This window comes from Citrobacter sp. RHBSTW-00524 (genome assembly GCF_013747755.1).
Classification (GTDB): Bacteria; Pseudomonadota; Gammaproteobacteria; order Enterobacterales; family Enterobacteriaceae; genus Citrobacter; species Citrobacter braakii.
The window spans coordinates 151,064-169,723 of sequence record NZ_CP056421.1 but is presented as its reverse complement, the minus strand read 5'-3'; the positions used below and the strand labels follow the sequence as shown (position 1 = coordinate 169,723).

The 18,660-nt window shown below is 51.8% G+C and carries 18 protein-coding genes; 10 read left to right on the top strand and 8 right to left on the bottom strand.

Annotation, left to right across the window (positions count from 1 at the left end):
- The 3 genes from HV229_RS00790 (at nt 1) to ghrB (ending at nt 3,287) form a co-directional block, all read left to right on the top strand.
- Nucleotides 1-939 carry a sugar kinase gene (locus tag HV229_RS00790; protein WP_046275780.1) on the top strand — a complete coding sequence of 313 codons (939 nt, stop codon included), beginning with the start codon at nt 1-3 and terminating at the stop codon, nt 937-939.
- Between the two features lie 70 nt (nt 940-1,009).
- Nucleotides 1,010-2,290 carry an MFS transporter gene (locus HV229_RS00785; RefSeq protein WP_003827389.1) on the top strand — a complete coding sequence of 427 codons (1,281 nt, stop codon included), beginning with the start codon at nt 1,010-1,012 and terminating at the stop codon, nt 2,288-2,290.
- Between the two features lie 22 nt (nt 2,291-2,312).
- Nucleotides 2,313-3,287, top strand: a complete 975-nt coding sequence (gene ghrB / locus HV229_RS00780) for a glyoxylate/hydroxypyruvate reductase GhrB (RefSeq protein WP_094761604.1) — start codon at nt 2,313-2,315, stop codon at nt 3,285-3,287.
- A gap of 58 nt (nt 3,288-3,345) precedes the next feature.
- Here ghrB and HV229_RS00775 read toward each other — a convergent pair whose 3' ends face one another.
- Entirely contained in the window at nt 3,346-4,056 is a 711-nt protein-coding gene (locus tag HV229_RS00775) for a DUF3053 domain-containing protein (protein ID WP_016154915.1), read from the bottom strand.
- Nucleotides 4,057-4,436: 380 nt separating this feature from the next.
- Here HV229_RS00775 and HV229_RS00770 point away from each other — a divergent pair, with 380 nt between their 5' ends.
- From HV229_RS00770 to cueP, 3 genes are all read left to right on the top strand, one after another.
- A complete protein-coding gene (locus HV229_RS00770; protein WP_016157726.1) occupies nt 4,437-4,727 on the top strand; it encodes an HTH-type transcriptional regulator in 291 nt (96 codons plus the stop codon).
- A 279-nt stretch (nt 4,728-5,006) separates the two neighbouring features.
- Nucleotides 5,007-5,219 carry an RNA chaperone/antiterminator CspA gene (gene cspA / locus HV229_RS00765; protein WP_000014594.1) on the top strand — a complete coding sequence of 71 codons (213 nt, stop codon included), beginning with the start codon at nt 5,007-5,009 and terminating at the stop codon, nt 5,217-5,219.
- A gap of 187 nt (nt 5,220-5,406) precedes the next feature.
- Complete coding sequence (cueP, locus tag HV229_RS00760; RefSeq protein WP_181546691.1) at nt 5,407-5,946, top strand: copper-binding periplasmic metallochaperone CueP; 540 nt, start codon at nt 5,407-5,409, stop codon at nt 5,944-5,946.
- Between the two features lie 63 nt (nt 5,947-6,009).
- Here the strand turns inward: cueP and glyS are convergent, their stop codons facing one another.
- The 3 genes from glyS to HV229_RS00745 all read right to left on the bottom strand — a co-directional run bounded on the left by glyS (nt 6,010) and on the right by HV229_RS00745 (nt 9,404).
- A complete protein-coding gene (gene glyS, locus HV229_RS00755) occupies nt 6,010-8,079 on the bottom strand; it encodes a glycine--tRNA ligase subunit beta (RefSeq protein ID WP_094761605.1) in 2,070 nt (689 codons plus the stop codon).
- Nucleotides 8,080-8,088: 9 nt separating this feature from the next.
- Nucleotides 8,089-9,000: a glycine--tRNA ligase subunit alpha gene (gene glyQ, locus HV229_RS00750; RefSeq protein ID WP_001168551.1), complete on the bottom strand. Its 912-nt coding sequence runs from the start codon at nt 8,998-9,000 to the stop codon at nt 8,089-8,091.
- Between the two features lie 95 nt (nt 9,001-9,095).
- A complete protein-coding gene (locus HV229_RS00745) occupies nt 9,096-9,404 on the bottom strand; it encodes a YsaB family lipoprotein (protein ID WP_016154920.1) in 309 nt (102 codons plus the stop codon).
- Between the two features lie 173 nt (nt 9,405-9,577).
- Here HV229_RS00745 and HV229_RS00740 point away from each other — a divergent pair, with 173 nt between their 5' ends.
- Entirely contained in the window at nt 9,578-10,573 is a 996-nt protein-coding gene (locus HV229_RS00740; RefSeq protein ID WP_101700470.1) for an acyltransferase, read from the top strand.
- A gap of 40 nt (nt 10,574-10,613) precedes the next feature.
- Here HV229_RS00740 and yiaA read toward each other — a convergent pair whose 3' ends face one another.
- From yiaA to xylA, 4 genes are all read right to left on the bottom strand, one after another.
- Nucleotides 10,614-11,051, bottom strand: coding sequence for an inner membrane protein YiaA (gene yiaA / locus HV229_RS00735; protein ID WP_016154922.1), 438 nt, complete (start codon nt 11,049-11,051; stop codon nt 10,614-10,616).
- On the bottom strand, nt 11,052-11,420 hold the full coding sequence (yiaB, locus tag HV229_RS00730) for an inner membrane protein YiaB (RefSeq protein WP_103283330.1): 369 nt from the start codon (nt 11,418-11,420) through the stop codon (nt 11,052-11,054).
- 166 nt (nt 11,421-11,586) lie between these two features.
- Nucleotides 11,587-13,041: a xylulokinase gene (xylB, locus tag HV229_RS00725; protein WP_016157731.1), complete on the bottom strand. Its 1,455-nt coding sequence runs from the start codon at nt 13,039-13,041 to the stop codon at nt 11,587-11,589.
- 71 nt (nt 13,042-13,112) lie between these two features.
- On the bottom strand, nt 13,113-14,435 hold the full coding sequence (gene xylA, locus HV229_RS00720) for a xylose isomerase (RefSeq protein WP_016154925.1): 1,323 nt from the start codon (nt 14,433-14,435) through the stop codon (nt 13,113-13,115).
- A 365-nt stretch (nt 14,436-14,800) separates the two neighbouring features.
- Here xylA and xylF point away from each other — a divergent pair, with 365 nt between their 5' ends.
- From xylF to xylH, 3 genes are all read left to right on the top strand, one after another.
- The gene (gene xylF, locus HV229_RS00715) at nt 14,801-15,793 is read left to right on the top strand and encodes a D-xylose ABC transporter substrate-binding protein (protein WP_016154926.1); all 993 of its coding nucleotides are present in this window, start codon (nt 14,801-14,803) and stop codon (nt 15,791-15,793) included.
- A gap of 109 nt (nt 15,794-15,902) precedes the next feature.
- Nucleotides 15,903-17,444, top strand: a complete 1,542-nt coding sequence (locus HV229_RS00710; RefSeq protein ID WP_046275786.1) for a xylose ABC transporter ATP-binding protein — start codon at nt 15,903-15,905, stop codon at nt 17,442-17,444.
- Nucleotides 17,422-18,603, top strand: coding sequence for a xylose ABC transporter permease XylH (gene xylH, locus HV229_RS00705; protein WP_016154928.1), 1,182 nt, complete (start codon nt 17,422-17,424; stop codon nt 18,601-18,603). The genes HV229_RS00710 and xylH overlap by 23 nt, the downstream gene beginning before the upstream one ends.
- Nucleotides 18,604-18,660: the final 57 nt, after the last annotated feature.

The following is an 18,660-nucleotide window of genomic DNA, read 5'->3' as shown; positions in this document are numbered from 1 at the left end:
ATGAAAAATTCACTGGATGCGGTCACTATTGGTGAAGCGATGGCGATGTTTGTCGCCACGCAAACCGGCGAACTGACGGATGTAGAGCAGTTTATCAAGCGCGTTGCAGGCGCTGAACTCAACGTGGCGACCGGTCTTGCTCGTCTGGGCCTGAAGGTCGGCTGGGTGAGCCGCGTAGGCAACGACAGTTTTGGTCGTTTTATCGTTAAGTCGCTGGAAAAAGAAGGGATAGATGCGCAGGGAGTTACCCAGGACGGGCGTTACGCTACCGGCTTTCAGCTTAAATCTAAGGTCGAAAATGGAACCGATCCCATTGTGGAGTATTTCCGCAAAGGGTCCGCCGCCAGCCACCTCAGCGTTGAGGATTATCACGAGGACTATTTCGCCAGCGCGCGCCACTTGCACCTGAGCGGCGTGGCGGCGGCGCTTTCTGCCAGTTCCTATGAACTACTGGCGCACACCGCCCGCACGCTGAAAGCCCAGGGGAAGACCATCTCGTTCGACCCAAATTTGCGTCCGGTGCTGTGGAAAAGCGAAGCCGAGATGGTGGAAAAACTGAACCGGCTGGCATTCCAGGCTGACTGGGTTTTACCTGGATTAAAAGAGGGGATGATTTTAACTGGCCAACAGACGCCTGAAGCCATCGCCGACTTTTATCTGCGTCACGGAGTGAAGGCCGTGATCATCAAAACCGGGGCTGATGGTGCCTGGTACAAAACAGCCAGCGGTGAACAAGGTTGCGTTGCACCGGTAAAAGTCGACAACGTGGTCGATACGGTCGGCGCAGGCGATGGCTTTGCCGTGGGCGTTATCAGTGCCCTGCTGGAAGGCCGTTCGCTGCATCAGGCGGTGACCCGCGGCAATAAAATCGGCGCACTGGCCATTCAGGTTCAGGGCGACAGCGAAGGATTACCCACACGTGAACAATTAGGGGAATAAACTCCCGGCCAACTCTGTCTCTGTACCCTACATACAGAGGCGGCGTATCAGCATAACCAGAGGGCAGTCTATGAATAGCTCAACTAATGCAGCAAAACGCTGGTGGTACATTATGCCAATCGTGTTTATCACGTATAGCCTGGCGTACCTTGACCGTGCGAACTTCAGCTTCGCCTCCGCCGCCGGTATCAACGAGGACCTCGGCATTACCAAAGGGATCTCTTCCCTGCTGGGCGCTCTGTTTTTCCTCGGCTATTTCTTCTTTCAGATCCCAGGCGCGATTTACGCAGAACGGCGCAGCGTACGAAAACTGATTTTTGTCTGTCTGATCCTCTGGGGCGCATGCGCGTCGTTAACCGGTATGGTCAGCAATATTCCAATGCTTGCCGCCATCCGCTTTATTCTTGGCGTCGTTGAAGCCGCGGTGATGCCCGCAATGCTGATTTATATCAGCAACTGGTTTACGAAATCCGAGCGCTCGCGCGCTAACACTTTCCTGATCCTCGGTAACCCGGTTACCGTCCTGTGGATGTCTGTGGTTTCCGGTTATCTGATTCAGGCGCTGGGCTGGCGGGAAATGTTTATCATCGAGGGCTTCCCAGCCATCATCTGGGCGTTCTGCTGGTGGGTATTGGTAAAAGACAAACCGTCTCAGGTCGGCTGGCTGTCAGAATCTGAAAAAGCCGCCCTTCAGGCGCAACTGGAAAAAGAGCAGCAAGGCATCAAAGCCGTGCGTAACTATAGCGAGGCCTTCCGCTCACGTAACGTCATCCTGCTGTGCATGCAGTATTTCGCCTGGAGTATTGGCGTCTATGGTTTTGTCCTGTGGCTACCGTCGATTATCCGCAACGGCGGCGCAAATCTGGGCATGGTAGAGGTTGGCTGGCTGTCATCCGTACCTTATCTGGCGGCGACGGCGGCGATGATCCTCGTCTCCTGGGCCTCCGATAAGCTGCAAAACCGTAAACTGTTTGTCTGGCCGCTGTTATTGATAGCCGCTTTCGCTTTTATCGGCTCCTGGGCCGTGGGTGCAGACCACTTCTGGATTTCTTACACGCTGTTAGTTATTGCGGGTGCGGCAATGTACGCCCCATATGGCCCCTTCTTCGCCATCATCCCGGAAATGCTGCCGCGCAACGTCGCCGGGGGTGCAATGGCGCTGATTAACAGCATGGGCGCGCTAGGCTCATTCTTTGGTTCATGGTTTGTCGGCTACCTCAATGGCGCAACCGGCAGCCCATCCGCCTCGTACATTTTTATGGGGGTAGCGCTTTTTGTCTCAGTATGGCTAACTTTAATTGTTAAGCCTGCTAATAATCAGCAATTACCTATTGGCGCACGCCACGCTTAAATTTTAACTTACGGAGATTCGCATGAAGCCGTCCATTATTCTCTATAAAGCGTTACCTGACGATTTACTGCATCGCCTGGAAGAGCATTTTACTGTGACTCATGTGCCTAACCTGCGCCCGGAAACGGTCGCACAGCACGCCGAGGCTTTTGCCAACGCGGAAGGTATGCTGGGTTCCAGTGAAGCCGTCAATACCGCCCTACTGGAGAAAATGCCCAGGCTACGTGCGACATCCACGATTTCCGTAGGCTATGACAACTTCGACGTCGATGCCCTCAACGCGCGCAAGGTGCTGTTGATGCACACGCCAACCGTGCTGACGGAAACTGTCGCCGATACGGTAATGGCGCTGGTGTTAAGCACCGCTCGCCGCGTGGTAGAAGTTGCTGAACGGGTGAAAATTGGCGAATGGACCAAAAGTATCGGGCCGGACTGGTTTGGTACGGATGTACACCACAAAACGCTGGGGATTGTCGGCATGGGCCGTATTGGTCTGGCGCTGGCGCAACGCGCGCATTTTGGTTTTAGCATGCCGATTCTTTATAACGCGCGCCGTCATCACCAGGAGGCGGAAGAACGCTTCAACGCGCGTTACTGCGACCTCGATACGCTGTTGCAGGAGTCCGATTTTGTCTGCCTGATCCTGCCGTTAACCGCAGAAACGCATCATTTGTTTAGTACCGAACAGTTTGCCAAAATGAAGTCCTCCGCCATTTTCATTAACGCCGGGCGTGGGCCAGTGGTCGATGAAAAAGCGCTGATTGCCGCCCTGCAAAGCGGGGAAATTCATGCCGCAGGCCTGGATGTGTTTGAGCAGGAGCCATTACCGGCAGACTCACCGTTATTAGCGCTGCCAAACGTGGTAGCCGTGCCGCACATAGGTTCAGCGACGCATGAAACGCGCTATAACATGGCGGCCTGTGCGGTGGATAACTTAATCGATGCGCTGCAAGGACGCGTTGAGAAGAATTGCGTGAACCCGCAGGTCGCGCCATAAACAAAAGGCCGGGTAGCACTTACGCTTACCCGGCCTTTTATGTATTACAGCGCCTTCATTACTGAGCGGCATTCACCGCAGCAGTCCAGGCCTGATTAAATGCCTGATGCTGAGAGGCCAACGGGCCAATCAGCGTGTTGTACTGACTTGCCTGCTGTGAAGTTGGGAACTGGATACCGTTAGCGACAAAGCTCACCTGCGTATCCTGCTGTGCCACAAAATCACCGACCTGCACTAACTGCTGCGTGAAGATTTGCGCGGCAGGGATCAGCGGCTGTAGCGCCTCTGAAGGTACAGTGACGACTTTATTGTAGACCTGGTCAAAGACCGGCTTCAGATCCTCGCCCTGCTTCAGCGCGCCATGCGCAGCATCTGCCTGCAGTTTCGCATTCTGCAACTGTTGCCCTAACACGCCCAGCGCACCATTTGCCTGACGCAGCGGTTCGCGCTGAGTCACATAATCCTGAGGAACACGAATCGCATTTACGCTATCAACCACCGGGCGCAGACCGGAGTCCATTGCCTGATTAACCTGCTGCGAATAGCCATACAGAATCGCGTAATCGGACACAAACGGGCCAAACTGTTTTTTCTGATCGGCGGTCAGCGTTGGTAAACGCTCTCCGCTACGCATTGCAGTATTCTGCAGAAAATCGATAAACGCTTTGCGTTGATCGCCTTCTTTATCAAAACACCCACTCAGGCCAACTACCATTAAGAGCGCCAAAACAGGCGCAAACCAGCGAGAGCAGGACTTACCTGTCGCCATTTTAATACTCCTTTCACCCAAAAATGCGCACAACGACACCCGCGTGCCTGACGTTGACAAGGATAGTCCAGGTCAGCCCCGCAAGATACCCTTTCCGCGTAATCTTGTGGGGGAAAATAACCGCTCCCGCCACCCATCGTTTTGCTAAACAATGCGCCATTTACCACACGGCGTCATATTTTAGTCATCTTTACAATCGGGATCGATCGTTCGCAGATCACGACCTTTATCAGTTCGTTAGCCTGCAAAAGATTGTCGACCCCGATCCGCTGAAACGAATCCATCACACAAACCTAAAATTCGGCTTCATTTTTTCCGACTACTCTTAATGAGCTTCGATGAAATTCACGATCCCGCTGTGTGATTTGTAGGAGTTCTCAATGGAATACAAAGATCCTATGTTTGAACTGCTGAGCAGTCTGGAGCAGATTGTTTTTAAAGATGTATCGCAGACGGTTACTCTGACGCAAAAAACCAACCCTTTCACCGAATTTGAACAGCTACGACGAGGGACAGGTTTAAAAACAGATGATTTTGCCCGGGTGATGGGCGTGACGGTCGCGACGGTTCATGAATGGGAGTCTAAACGCGTAAAGCCTTCCAATACCGAATTGAAGTTAATGCGCCTGATTCAGGCAGACCCAAGATTAAGTAAGCAACTGATGGATTGAACTATTTTTCAATTTTACTTATGAACGGTCCTGTAAAAGGGCCGTTCCCTTAAGGGGGTTGTCCACAAAAAAGAAAATAGTAGTTGCATCCACATGCGTAAAATGAGTTAATGCCCTCAACGGTTTGACGTACAGACCATTACAGCAGTTAGTAAGGCAAGTCCCTTCAAGAGTTATCGTTGATACCCTTCGTAGTGAGCATTTCCTTTACTGTTAAAAAATCTGTAAAGCACGCCATATCGCCGAAAGGCACACTTATTTTTTAAAAGGTAATACACTATGTCCGGTAAAATGACTGGTATCGTAAAATGGTTCAACGCTGACAAAGGTTTCGGCTTCATCACTCCTGACGATGGCTCTAAAGACGTGTTCGTACACTTCTCTGCTATCCAGAACGATGGCTACAAATCTCTGGACGAAGGTCAGAAAGTTTCCTTCACCATCGAAAGCGGCGCTAAAGGCCCGGCAGCTGGCAACGTAACCAGCCTGTAAGCTTAAAAAGCTCAAAATTCTGAATCCCTGCCAAACGGCGGGGATTTTTTTTATCTGTACTTCGCAAGACTCCCCGCCCAAACGCTTCTTTGCATTACTTTACCCGTCCTCCCTTTGACCTTTCCCTAAGGGCAAGCTTTATAGTGAGCCAGTCTGTATTCCACAATATTCACAAGGAATTGAAGTTATGTCGAAATCCTCACTGCTGCTGGTTTTAGGTTTGCTCACTACAGGTAGCGCGTTCGCAGCAACTCCGGAAGCTGCTTTTCTGGCGGAACACGGGCTCAGCGGTAAATCCGTCGAGCAAATCGTCGAGACCATTGACCAGTCGCCGCAGAACCGCCCGCTGCCGTACTCAGCATCTATCACCAGTACCGAACTGAAGCTCTCTTCGGGCGATCAGATTTATACCCTACCGCTCGGTGACAAGTTCTATCTGTCATTTGCCCCCTATGTATGGCAAACACATCCTTGCTTCAACCACAGCCTTTCTGGCTGCCAGGGCGAAATGCCGGAGAAGGCATTCAATGTCAAAGTGACGGATAACAAGGGTGAGGTGGTGGTACAAAAAGTGATGAAGAGTGGTCGAAATGGCTTCGTCGGGGTATGGCTACCGCGCAATATGGCAGGCACAATCGCGGTAAGTTACAACGGTAAAACGGCGGAGTATCCCATCAAGACGATGGAAGACAGCCAGACCTGTCTGACAAAATTACAGCTGCGCTAACTACATACAAAAAAGCCGGATGGCACAATGCTTATCCGGCTTTTCTAAGTCAGCTCAGGAGCGTTACTGCAGCAGAGAAATATCCGCTACGCGCAGGAACAGTTCGCGCAGTTTTGCGAGCATAGACAGACGGTTAATACGCAGATCTTTATCTTCCACGTTGACCATCACTTTCTCGAAGAACGCATCAACCGGTTCACGCAGTTCCGCCAACTCAACCAGCGCTTCCTGGTAACGACCAGCTGCAAAGACAGGCTCCAGCTTATCGCGCAGCACCACAACCTGCAGCGCCAGCGCAATTTCTTCCGGCTCTTTCAGCGTTGCCGAATTTACGCGGTCATTCAGCGTCTCTTCAGACTTCGCCAGGATGTTCGATACACGCTTGTTCGCTGCAGCCAGCGCGGACGCGGCTTCCAGCGTACGGAAGTGCGAAACCGCCTTCATACGTGCGTCGAAATCAGCCGGACGAGTCGGACGACGCGCCAGTACTGCCTGAATGGTATCGACGGTGTAACCTTCATCCTGATACCAGGCGCGGAAGCGACCGAGCATAAAGTCGATCACATCATCCACCACGTTGGCGTTAGTCAGCTTGTCGCCATACAGACGAACCGCTTCTTCGGTCAACGTTTGTAGATCCAGATTCAGGTTCTTCTCAACGATGATACGCAGTACGCCCAGCGCGGCACGACGCAGCGCAAACGGGTCTTTGTCGCCTTTCGGATGCTGACCGATACCGAAGATACCCGCCAGTGTGTCCATCTTATCGGCAATCGCCACGGCACAGGCAACCGGGTTAGACGGCAGGTCATCACCGGCAAAACGCGGCTGATACTGCTCGTTCAGCGCCACAGCGACATCTTCCGCTTCACCATCGTGACGCGCGTAGTGCATGCCCATCACGCCCTGAGTATCGGTGAACTCGAAGACCATGTTGGTCATCAGGTCGCACTTGGACAGCAGGCCAGCACGCGTTGCGTGGTTAACGTCAGCGCCAATCTGACCAGCAATCCAGCCCGCCAGCGCCTGGATACGGTCAGTCTTGTCGCGCAGCGTACCCAGTTGCTGTTGGAACAGCACGGTTTGCAGACGCGGCAGATGGTCTTCCAGACGTTTTTTACGGTCTGTATTGAAGAAGAATTCGGCATCCGCCAGACGCGGACGAACCACCTTCTCGTTACCGGAGATGATTTGCTGCGGGTCTTTGGATTCGATGTTGGCAACGAAGATAAAATTCGGCAGCAGTTTGCCGTCGTTCGCGTATACCGGGAAGTACTTCTGGTCACCTTTCATGGTGTGTACCAGCGCTTCGGACGGAACAGCGAGGAATTTCTCTTCGAACTTCGCGGTCAGCACGACCGGCCATTCCACCAGCGAGGTGACTTCTTCCAGCAGGCTTTCACTCAGATCGGCGTTGCCGCCAATTTTACGCGCCGCGTCTTCGGCATCGGCTTTGATTTTGGCTTTACGCTCAGCGTAATCCGCAATCACTTTGCCGCGCTCACGCAGAATTTCTGGGTACTGATCGGCATTATCGATGGTGAACTCCGGCTCGCCCATAAAGCGATGCCCGCGGATCACGCGATCGGACTGAATCCCCAGAATAGTTGCCGGAATAACTTTGTCGCCCAGCAGCAACGTCACGGTGTGAACCGGACGCACGAAGTGAACGTCAGACGCGCCCCAGCGCATCAGTTTCGGGATCGGCAGCTTCGCCAGTGAGGTGGCGATCATATTCGGCAGCAACGCTTCAGCGCTTTCGCCTTTCACATGCGCGCGATACAGCAGCCACTCGCCTTTGTCGGTGGTCAGACGCTCAGCCTGATCAACCGTGATGCCACAGCCACGCGCCCAACCTTCGGCCGCTTTGCTCGGTTTACCTTCGGCGTCAAACGCCTGGGCAATGGCCGGGCCGCGTTTTTCTACTTCACGGTCGGGTTGTGCTTCAGCCAGGGCAGCGACTTTCAACGCCAGACGACGCGGCGCGGCGAACCACTCCACGTTGCCGTGCGCGATGCCAGCATTATCCAGCTCCGCGGTAAAGTTCGCAGCAAAGGACTGAGCCAGGCTGCGCAGTGCTTTTGGTGGCAGCTCTTCAGTGCCGATTTCCACCAGAAAAGTTTTCTCAGACATGGCCGCCTCTTATTTGTCTTTGTTGCACATCGGGAAGCCAAGGGCTTCACGGGAAGCGTAGTAAGCTTCTGCCACTGCTTTGGTCAGGGTGCGAATACGCAGGATATAGCGCTGACGCTCGGTGACGGAGATGGCTTTACGCGCATCCAGCAGGTTGAAGCTATGGGCGGCTTTCAGAATACGTTCATACGCAGGCAGCGGCAGCGGATTTTCCAGCGCCAGCAGCTGCTGCGCTTCTTTCTCGTACTGCTCGAAGCAGGTGAACAGGAAGTCCACGTCGGCGTATTCGAAGTTGTAGGTGGATTGCTCCACTTCGTTCTGATGGAACACGTCGCCGTAAGTGGTTTTACCCAGCGGGCCGTCGCTCCAGACCAGGTCGTAAACGCTGTCTACGCCCTGAATGTACATGGCCAGACGTTCCAGACCGTAGGTAATTTCCCCGGTCACTGGTTTACATTCCAGACCACCAACCTGCTGGAAGTAGGTGAACTGCGTGACTTCCATGCCGTTCAGCCACACTTCCCAACCCAGACCCCAGGCACCCAGCGTTGGGTTTTCCCAGTTATCTTCCACGAAACGGATATCGTGAATGGTCGGGTCCATACCCAGCTCTTTCAGAGAACCCAGGTACAGCTCCTGAATGTTGTCCGGAGACGGCTTAATCACTACCTGGAACTGATAGTAGTGCTGTAAGCGGTTCGGGTTTTCGCCATAGCGGCCGTCGGTCGGACGACGAGAAGGCTGCACATAAGCAGTCGCCATCGGTTCCGGCCCCAGCGCCCGCAGGCAGGTCATTGGGTGAGATGTCCCCGCGCCGACTTCCATGTCCAATGGTTGAACGATGGTACAGCCCTGGCGAGCCCAGTAATCCTGTAAGGTCAGGATCAAGCCCTGGAAGGTCCTGGTATCAAACTTTTGCATATTATTTCGTGCTGGATACGTGTGGATTTAAAGGAAGCGGTCAGTATACCCGCTGGCTGCAAGATATACAGTACGAAACGGGAAAAAGGGGGAACTTAGCGCATGGAAAGGTGTAAAAACTGCCCGTCTGCATCAAAAGAGCAGACAAAACTCTCTTTACGGAAGGTAGAACCACGCATCTCATAGCTGCCCTGAAATTGTTCCAGACCGGAGATATCAATTTTCTGCACTCCAGTGTTGTAGATTTGTGCCGCCTCATTTTTACATAGTGACTCCATATCCAGCGAACGTGTTGCACTGACTTTGATCTTTTGCGCCTTCTGCGCGGGTGCAGGCGGCTGGGTGTCGGCGCACGCAACCAGTAAAAGGGTAACGATCGCGGAAAAGAAATACTTCATCATCATTTTATTACCGCCTGATTTGCTGGTCAGTCTTATTATTAAGTGTCTGGAAACGGATGCTATTTTGAGAATCTCATCAGACCATCTCAAGCTTTAGCGTAAGAACTCGGATTTTTCCAGTGAGCTACGCTCGCAAATTTTCGGTCAGACTTTTTTTAATGGATACAGAGGAACTGATGCAGCCCAAAATATTCTGGATTGATAACCTGCGCGGGATAGCCTGTCTCATGGTTGTGATGATCCACACCACGACCTGGTACATCACCAATGCGCAAAGCGTCAGCCCGTTGAATTGGGATCTGGCCAATGTGCTCAATTCAGCCTCTCGCGTCAGCGTCCCGTTGTTCTTTATGATTTCGGGCTATCTGTTTTTTGGCGAGCGCAGCGCCAAACCGCGCCATTTCATGCGCATTGCGCTCTGCATCCTGTTTTACAGCAGCGTGGCGCTGGCCTACATCCTGCTGTTTACCTCGATCAACGCTGAGCTGTCGCTGAAAAACCTGCTGCAAAAGCCGGTGTTCTACCACCTGTGGTTTTTCTTCGCGATCGCCGTAATCTACCTGGTTTCCCCGCTGATACAGGTAAAAAATATCAGCGGCAAGATGCTGCTGGCGCTTATGGTAGTGATTGGGGTGATTGCCAATCCCAATACCGTCTCACAAAAAATTGGCGGTTTTGAGTGGCTTCCCATCAACCTGTACATCAGTGGCGACACGTTCTACTACATCGTGTACGGTATGCTAGGCCGAGCGATTGGTATGATGGATACGCACAAGCGCGCGCTTACCTGGCTCTGTGCGGCGTTGTTTATCACCGCAGTGTTTATTATTTCTCGAGGCACGTTGCATGAACTGCGTTGGCGAGGCAATTTTGCCGATACCTGGTATCTCTATTGCGGCCCGGCGGTGTTTATTTGTGCTACCTCCCTCCTGACGCTGGTCAAAAATACGCTCAGTACGCGCACTCTGCCGGTACTGGGCCTTATTTCCCGCCACTCCCTGGGCATTTATGGCTTTCATGCGCTGATCATTCACGCGCTACGCACCAACGGTGTAGAACTCAAAAACTGGCCGCCGCTGGATATGCTGTGGATTTTTAGCGCCACGCTGGCGGGAAGTTTACTGTTGTCTGTATTGTTACAGCGCATCGATACGCGCAGACTGGTGAGCTAACAATAAAAGCCCTCGATCGGTAACCATCGAGGGCATACGATCACTCCGTAAAATCGTCTGCGACTGCCAGCGTTTCTTTTGGATGCTCAAAGCCACTATCACGGATATTTTTCTGCACCGCAACGGTACCAAACAGGCTCAAAAAGAAGGCCAGGCCGTAAAACCCTTTCTCGTTTAGCAGCAGCGTGGCATTCCACAAACCGATAACCAACAACGCAACCGCAATAATAAACGCGGCAAGACAGGTTATGTAGTAAATCGGCGTAGTCGGGATCCCCTCATATTTATCCCGTACCGTCTTTTGATACGACGCAGCAGAAAACAAACCAAGCACCAAAACAGCAAAGTAATACCCCTTTTCGTTCAACTGCATATCGGCATTCCACAACCCCAGCAGATAAACCACAATGCCGCCGAGAAGCGCGACCCATGACACAATACTAAATGCCGGTGAATAAGTTGATGTCCTGTTTTCCATTTAGAGTTCCGGTCCTTTAGATAAATATTCTGCTGAACGCATGAGTAAAACTTGCCCCAGTAAACATACGATGAATGCCAGCGGGAACAGCCCCTTTTCGAGGGGTGATAATGGGACATTCAATACGCCCACCAACAGCACCCCTACCGTGATGAGCGCCACCATCTGACATACAGAGGCGAAGTGTTCATCGTTCTGATTGAGATTTTCTGCACGCTGATAAACGTACGTCACAAACATTCCCGTCATCAGCACGGCGAAAAAATAGCCTTTGCTACTCAATAACGGGCATGCCCGCCATAAGCCAATAACGTAAATAAATGCACCAGAGAAGAATAATATCCATGGCAACAGCCTTGTCGTCTTCATTGGGACCTCCTTATCCATCATGGATACAATATGAATAACCCGCTAAAGACAACACAGAAAAGGTCACTACGCCGGACTTTCAGAATAAATTCATGCGCGCTAATTATTAATTAGATTGAAATATATATTTGATAAATCCCCTCTGTTTACCAGAGGGGATTTAGGGTCAGGACATCAGCGGGTGTAATTGCTGATAGATTCGGCGGAAGGTTTCCCGACGCTGTTGGTAAAGGGCATGGCGCTCGGCATCAGGATAATGCGCCTGCTCCAGCGTAAGCTGAGGTAGAAGGTCTGATAATGGCTGCTGCGGATTAATGGCAATCTGCGCCAGACGCGCCGCACCGAGAGCAGGACCAACATCGCCGCCGGTACGGTAATCCAACTGCAATCCGCTGATGTCAGACAGCATCTGACGCCAGTATTCGCTGCGCGCCCCGCCGCCAATCAGCGTAATGCTGGAGGGCTGCACGCCGCAGGCGTGTACCACGTCCATACCCTCAGCCAATGCAAAACCAACGCCTTCCAGCACCGCCTGTGCCAGCTCCGCCGGACCATGCTGATGCGTCAGACCGAAAAATACGCCCTTCGCCTGCGGGTTGTTGTGCGGCGTACGTTCACCGGACAGATAGGGTAAAAACCAGACCGGCTCAGCGTGTTCATCCGCCTGTTGCGCTGCGGCAATCAACGCAGGAACGCTCGCCAGTCCGGTTAATTTTGCCGCCCAGTCCAGGCAGGATGCCGCACTTAACATCACGGACATCAGGTGCCATCGTTCAGGCAATGCATGGCAAAAGCTATGGACCGCGCTTTCCGGTTTGCTGAGAAAGCCGTCGCTGACCGCAAAATAGACCCCGGAAGTACCCAGCGATAGCATCGCCTGACCGGCATTCATCATGCCCACGCCCACCGCCCCCGCTGCGTTATCCCCGCCTCCGGCGACCACCGCAACCTCCTGCATTCCCCAGGCCCTGGCGACTGCTGGCAACAATGTTCCGGTAATCTCACTGCCTTCATAGAGCGCAGGCATATGCGCACGAGTCAGCTTACAGGCTTCCAGCATGACATCACTCCAGTCACGCTTCGCAACATCCAGCCACAAGGTACCAGCCGCATCAGACATATCGCTGGCGAAATCGCCGGTCATACGCAGGCGCAGGTAATCTTTCGGCAGCAGGACTTTATCAACCCGGCTAAAAATCTCCGGTTCGTGGCGCTGTACCCACAGCAGCTTTGGCGCGGTAAAGCCAGGCATCATCAGGTTGCCGGTGATGGCACGAGACTGCGGAACCAGGCTCTCCAGCATGACGCACTCTTCGGCGCAGCGACCATCGTTCCACAGGATAGCCGGGCGCAATACCTTCTGTTGTTCATCCAGTAGCGTCGCGCCGTGCATCTGTCCGGCAATCCCCAACGCTTTCACCTCGCGAAGTGAATGCTGCCGACCCAGGGCTTTCACAGCGCGATCCGTTGCCAGCCACCACTGCTCTGGGTCTTGTTCTGACCATAACGGGTGCGGGCGCGAAACGGTGAGTTTCTCTGTTTGCGAAGCGACCACATCGCCCTGCTCGTTGAGCAGAATGGCCTTTACGCCTGATGTGCCAAGATCTATCCCGATATACATAGGGCATCGTTCCTTAAAGAAAGGCCCGGTAGCGCGAGCTGACCGGGCTTACGGACATGCTCAGAGACCCGTTATTTGTCGAACAAATAATGGTTCACCAGATTTTCCAGCAATTCCTGATGACCGCTCTGGTGCACTGGCGCCAGGTTGTGTTGTTCAGCGTACTGCGCAATTTCCGTCAGCGTCATCTGCCCTTTCAGAATTTGCTGGCCCAGCTCACCATTCCAACCGGCATAACGTTTAGCCACGCGCTGATCCAGACCACCGTCTTCAATCATACGCGCCGCAATTTTCAGCGACAGCGCCATGGTATCCATCGCACCAATATGACCATAGAACAGATCGTATTTATCGGTACTCTGACGACGAACCTTGGCATCGAAGTTCAGGCCACCGGTGGTGAAGCCGCCGGCTTTCAGGATTTCGTACATCACCAACGCATTCTCTTCTACGCTGTTCGGGAACTGGTCAGTATCCCAGCCCAGTTGCGCGTCCCCACGGTTGGCATCGACAGAGCCAAACAGACCCAGCGCGATAGCGGTGGCGATTTCGTGATGGAACGAGTGACCCGCCAGCGTGGCGTGGTTGGCTTCGATATTCAGTTTGATCTCTTTTTCCAGACCGAACTGCTTGAGGAATCCGTATACGGTCGCCGCATCGTAATCGTACTGGTGCTTGGTCGGTTCCTGCGGCTTCGGCTCGATAAGCAAAGTGCCCTGGAAACCGGTTTTGTGTTTGTGTTCCACGACCAGTTGCATGAAGCGACCAATTTGCTCACGTTCCTGACGCAGATCGGTATTCAGCAGCGTTTCATAGCCTTCACGACCGCCCCACAGAACGTAGTTTTCACCGCCTAATTTATGCGTGGCATCCATAGCCGTAACCACCTGCGTGGCGGCCCAGCTGAACACTTCTGGATCCGGGTTCGTGGCCGCGCCCGCGCCGTAACGTGGGTTGGTGAAGCAGTTTGCCGTTCCCCACAGCAGCTTCACGCCGCTCTGCTCCTGTTTTGCCGCCAGTACATCAACCATCTGCGCAAAATTGTTTTTGTACTCTTTCAGCGACGCACCTTCCGGCGAGACATCCACGTCATGGAAGCAGTAGTAGGGCACGTTCAGTTTGTGGAAAAACTCGAACGCCACGTCCGCCTTGCGCTTCGCTAATTCCAGCGCTTCACCGGGCTGCTGCCACGGGCGATTAAATGCACCAACACCAAACATATCTGCACCATTCCAGCAGAAAGTGTGCCAGTAGCAGGCAGCAAACCGCAGGTGATCTTCCATACGCTTGCCTAACACTAACTCATCAGAGTTGTAGTGGCGAAATGCTAATGGATTAGTTGATTTGGTGCCTTCATAACGAACGCGCTCAAGCTGGTCAAAATAGGCTGGCATAATGAACTCCATAATCAGGTAATGCGGCGGGTGATGGATAATGTCGTAATATTGGGCACTCCCCACCCATTGCTCAATTATGTTATTTAATACTGCCATTGAGATAATTCACAAGTGTGCGCTACTTCTCAAAATAAAATCTGACCAATTTAAAAATTGTTACTTATCAAACTTAAATGCAACCCAGGTAACGAATCATTTAAAATACGATCCCGGTCATAAATCAAGAAATAAACCAAAAAACGTAATTGGAAGATAAAAATCTATAATTGCCTTCCCGCCTTTACCTGTTAAAACTCTGCTACGTCTTATGCTGTGATTGTTACTTTTACTGCTATTTCTCCCCTACAAAAGGCATCACGATTATGAAGATGAAGAACATTTTACTTGCTGTTTGCACATCCCTTTTACTCACCAGCGTCGCAGGTCATGCCAAAGAAGTAAAAATCGGTATGGCGATTGATGATCTCCGCCTGGAACGCTGGCAGAAAGATCGCGATATTTTCGTCAACAAAGCTGAATCGCTTGGTGCGAAAGTATTTGTACAATCGGCGAATGGTAATGAAGAAACCCAAATGTCGCAGATTGAAAACATGATAAACCGGGGCGTGGATGTCCTTGTGATAATCCCTTACAACGGCCAGGTATTAAGCAATGTTATCAAAGAAGCAAAACAAGAAGGGATCAAGGTGCTGGCTTACGATCGCATGATCAATGATGCTGACATCGATTTTTATATCTCTTTCGATAATGAAAAAGTAGGTGAATTACAGGCTCAATCATTAGTCAATATTGTTCCCGAAGGGAATTATTTCCTGATGGGTGGCTCACCCGTTGATAACAACGCGAAGCTGTTCCGCGCTGGACAAATGAAAGTATTAAAACCGTATATCGACAGCGGAAAAATTAAGGTAGTGGGCGATCAATGGGTTGACGGCTGGTTACCGGAGAATGCGTTGAAGATTATGGAAAATGCGCTAACCGCCAACAATAACAAAATTGACGCAGTAGTTGCCTCAAATGACGCCACAGCTGGCGGTGCGATTCAGGCGCTGAGTGCGCAAGGATTATCAGGAAAAGTCGCTATTTCCGGACAAGATGCAGACCTTGCAGGCATCAAGCGCATTGTCGCCGGGACTCAAACCATGACGGTTTATAAACCTATTACATTGCTCGCAAATACCGCTGCGGAAATCGCCGTCGAACTGGGAAATGATCAACAGCCTAAAGCAGATACTTCGCTGAATAATGGCCTGAAAGATGTCCCTTCCCGACTACTCACACCTATTGATGTTAACAAAGACAATATTAACGAGACCGTCATTAAAGACGGATTCCACAAGAAAAGCGATCTGTAAGCCATGTGCCCTCTGCAAATCAGAGGGCAATAAAACGTGGTGTCAAATTCGCCACGGATAAACGTGAATGTCCACGCAGGGTTCTCTTATTGGCTTATGTGGAGCAGTTATGCCATATCTTCTTGAAATGAAAAACATTACCAAGACATTCGGCGTAGTGAAGGCGGTTGATAACGTTAGCCTTAGGATCAATGCTGGCGAAATCATTTCATTATGCGGTGAAAATGGTTCGGGTAAATCGACGCTAATGAAAGTTCTGTGCGGAATTTACCCGCATGGAACCTACGAAGGCGAGATCATTTTTGCTGGCGAAGCCATCCGTGCCAGCCATATTCGTGATACCGAACGTAAGGGTATTGCGATCATCCACCAGGAATTAGCCCTGGTGAAAGAGTTAACAATACTGGAAAATATTTTCCTCGGTAACGAAATGACCCGTAACGGCGTTCTTGATTACGAGATGATGACGTTACGCTGTCAAAAATTACTCGATCAGGTCAGTTTGTCTATTTCGCCAGATACGCGCGTGGGCGATTTAGGATTAGGGCAACAACAGCTGGTAGAAATTGCAAAAGCGCTGAATAAGCAGGTCCGCTTACTTATTCTGGATGAACCAACGGCCTCCCTCACCGAGCAGGAAACTGCAATACTGCTGAATATTATACGTGACCTACAACAGCATGATATCGCCTGCATTTATATTTCACACAAATTGAATGAAGTTAAGGCCATCTCGAATACCATTTGCGTTATTCGCGACGGTAAACACATCGGCACACGCGATGCAACCAACATGACTGAAGACGATATTATCACCATGATGGTTGGTCGTGAGCTCACCGCACTTTACCCCAGCGAGCCTCATACCACGGGAGAAGAGATTTTACGGGTTGAGAATCTGACAGCCTGGCATCCCGTCAATCGCCATATAAAACGCGTCAACGACATTTCTTTCTCACTCAAGCAGGGCGAAATTCTCGGCATTGCCGGACTCGTCGGTGCAGGACGTACCGAAGCCGTACAGTGTCTGTTTGGCGTCTGGTCTGGTCGTTGGGAGGGAAAGATTTTTATTGAAGGCACTCAGGTGCATATCCATAACTGCCAGCAAGCTATTGCTCATGGCATCGCCATGGTGCCTGAAGACAGAAAAAAAGATGGCATTGTTCCGGTGATGGCTGTGGGGAAAAATATCACGCTGGCTGCACTCGATAAATTTACCGGGGGCATGAGCCATCTTGATGATGCCGCTGAACAAAAATGCATTCTGGAATCGCTTCAACAGCTCAAAGTAAAAACATCGTCCCCCGACCTTGCGATCGGGCGTCTGAGCGGAGGGAATCAGCAAAAAGCGATTCTCGCACGTTGCCTCCTGTTAAATCCCCGGATTCTCATTCTTGATGAACCCACCAGGGGTATTGATATCGGCGCCAAATATGAAATCTACAAACTCATCAACCAGCTCGTCCAGGAAGGCATTGCCGTGATTGTCATCTCCTCTGAATTACCTGAAGTGCTCGGACTAAGCGATCGCATCCTCGTGATGCATGAAGGAAAACTGAAAGCTAACCTGGTAAATCATAACCTGACTCAGGAGCAGGTGATGGAAGCCGCATTAAGGAGCGAACATCATGTCGAAAAACAATCCGTCTGAAGCGAAACTTTCTCCCTCTATCACAGGTGGTTTCCCAGCAATAAAATCGCTTAACTTGCAAGTCTTCGTCATGATTGCGGCGATTATCGTGATTATGCTGTTTTTCACGTGGACCACTGATGGCGCATACCTGAGCGCACGTAATGTCTCGAACCTGCTTCGACAGACTGCGATTACCGGTATTCTTGCCGTGGGTATGGTGTTTGTGATCATTTCCGCTGAAATCGATCTCTCTGTCGGTTCCATGATGGGATTATTGGGCGGCGTAGCGGCGATCTGTGATGTTTGGCTAGGCTGGCCTTTACCGCTGACGGTGATCGTAACCTTGACTCTGGGATTGCTCCTCGGGGCATGGAATGGATGGTGGGTTGCTTACCGCAAGGTTCCGTCGTTTATCGTCACCCTTGCGGGAATGCTGGCTTTCCGCGGTATTCTGATTGGCATCACCAACGGCACCACCGTATCCCCCACCAGCGCAGCAATGTCTCAGATTGGTCAGAGCTACTTGTCTGATGGCACAGGCTTTGTCATCGGTGCTCTCGGCTTAATGGCGTTTGTTGGCTGGCAATGGCGAGGCCGTATGCGTCGCCAGGCGTTAGGCCTTGCCACTCCCGCATCAACGTCGGCTGTGGGTCGCCAGGCATTCACAGCCATTGTCGTCTTAGGGGCAATCTGGCTATTAAACGATTATCGTGGTGTTCCAACGCCCGTCCTGCTGCTGACGCTGCTGCTGCTCGGTGGGATGTTTATGGCCACGCGCACGGCATTCGGTCGGAGAATTTACGCCATTGGCGGGAACCTGGAAGCCGCCCGCCTTTCAGGTATCAACGTTGAACGCACCAAACTTGCCGTTTTCGCTATTAATGGTTTGATGGTCGCCATTGCCGGGCTCATTCTTAGCTCCCGGCTTGGCGCAGGTTCCCCTTCCGCAGGGAACATTGCAGAACTGGATGCCATTGCCGCATGTGTCATCGGGGGAACCAGCCTGGCGGGAGGGGTCGGGAGTGTTGCCGGCGCCGTCATGGGCGCATTCATTATGGCTTCTCTCGATAATGGAATGAGTATGATGGACGTCCCCACCTTCTGGCAATACATAGTGAAAGGGGCGATATTGTTGTTGGCGGTATGGATGGACTCAGCAACCAAACGTCGTTCCTGAATTTAAGAAGTGGGTGTATCTCAATGCCGGTTAATGCAACCGGCATTGTCTTATCTA

Bases quoted from the DNA above. Each gene is read 5' to 3' on its own strand.
- HV229_RS00790 (WP_046275780.1), top strand. From the start codon at position 1: ATGAAAAATTCACTGGATGCGGTCACTATTGGTGAAGCGATGGCGATG.
- HV229_RS00785 (WP_003827389.1), top strand. From the start codon at position 1,010: ATGAATAGCTCAACTAATGCAGCAAAACGCTGGTGGTACATTATGCCA.
- ghrB (WP_094761604.1), top strand. From the start codon at position 2,313: ATGAAGCCGTCCATTATTCTCTATAAAGCGTTACCTGACGATTTACTG.
- HV229_RS00775 (WP_016154915.1), bottom strand. From the start codon at position 4,056: ATGGCGACAGGTAAGTCCTGCTCTCGCTGGTTTGCGCCTGTTTTGGCG.
- HV229_RS00770 (WP_016157726.1), top strand. From the start codon at position 4,437: ATGGAATACAAAGATCCTATGTTTGAACTGCTGAGCAGTCTGGAGCAG.
- cspA (WP_000014594.1), top strand. From the start codon at position 5,007: ATGTCCGGTAAAATGACTGGTATCGTAAAATGGTTCAACGCTGACAAA.
- cueP (WP_181546691.1), top strand. From the start codon at position 5,407: ATGTCGAAATCCTCACTGCTGCTGGTTTTAGGTTTGCTCACTACAGGT.
- glyS (WP_094761605.1), bottom strand. From the start codon at position 8,079: ATGTCTGAGAAAACTTTTCTGGTGGAAATCGGCACTGAAGAGCTGCCA.
- glyQ (WP_001168551.1), bottom strand. From the start codon at position 9,000: ATGCAAAAGTTTGATACCAGGACCTTCCAGGGCTTGATCCTGACCTTA.
- HV229_RS00745 (WP_016154920.1), bottom strand. From the start codon at position 9,404: ATGATGATGAAGTATTTCTTTTCCGCGATCGTTACCCTTTTACTGGTT.
- HV229_RS00740 (WP_101700470.1), top strand. From the start codon at position 9,578: ATGCAGCCCAAAATATTCTGGATTGATAACCTGCGCGGGATAGCCTGT.
- yiaA (WP_016154922.1), bottom strand. From the start codon at position 11,051: ATGGAAAACAGGACATCAACTTATTCACCGGCATTTAGTATTGTGTCA.
- yiaB (WP_103283330.1), bottom strand. From the start codon at position 11,420: ATGAAGACGACAAGGCTGTTGCCATGGATATTATTCTTCTCTGGTGCA.
- xylB (WP_016157731.1), bottom strand. From the start codon at position 13,041: ATGTATATCGGGATAGATCTTGGCACATCAGGCGTAAAGGCCATTCTG.
- xylA (WP_016154925.1), bottom strand. From the start codon at position 14,435: ATGCCAGCCTATTTTGACCAGCTTGAGCGCGTTCGTTATGAAGGCACC.
- xylF (WP_016154926.1), top strand. From the start codon at position 14,801: ATGAAGATGAAGAACATTTTACTTGCTGTTTGCACATCCCTTTTACTC.
- HV229_RS00710 (WP_046275786.1), top strand. From the start codon at position 15,903: ATGCCATATCTTCTTGAAATGAAAAACATTACCAAGACATTCGGCGTA.
- xylH (WP_016154928.1), top strand. From the start codon at position 17,422: ATGTCGAAAAACAATCCGTCTGAAGCGAAACTTTCTCCCTCTATCACA.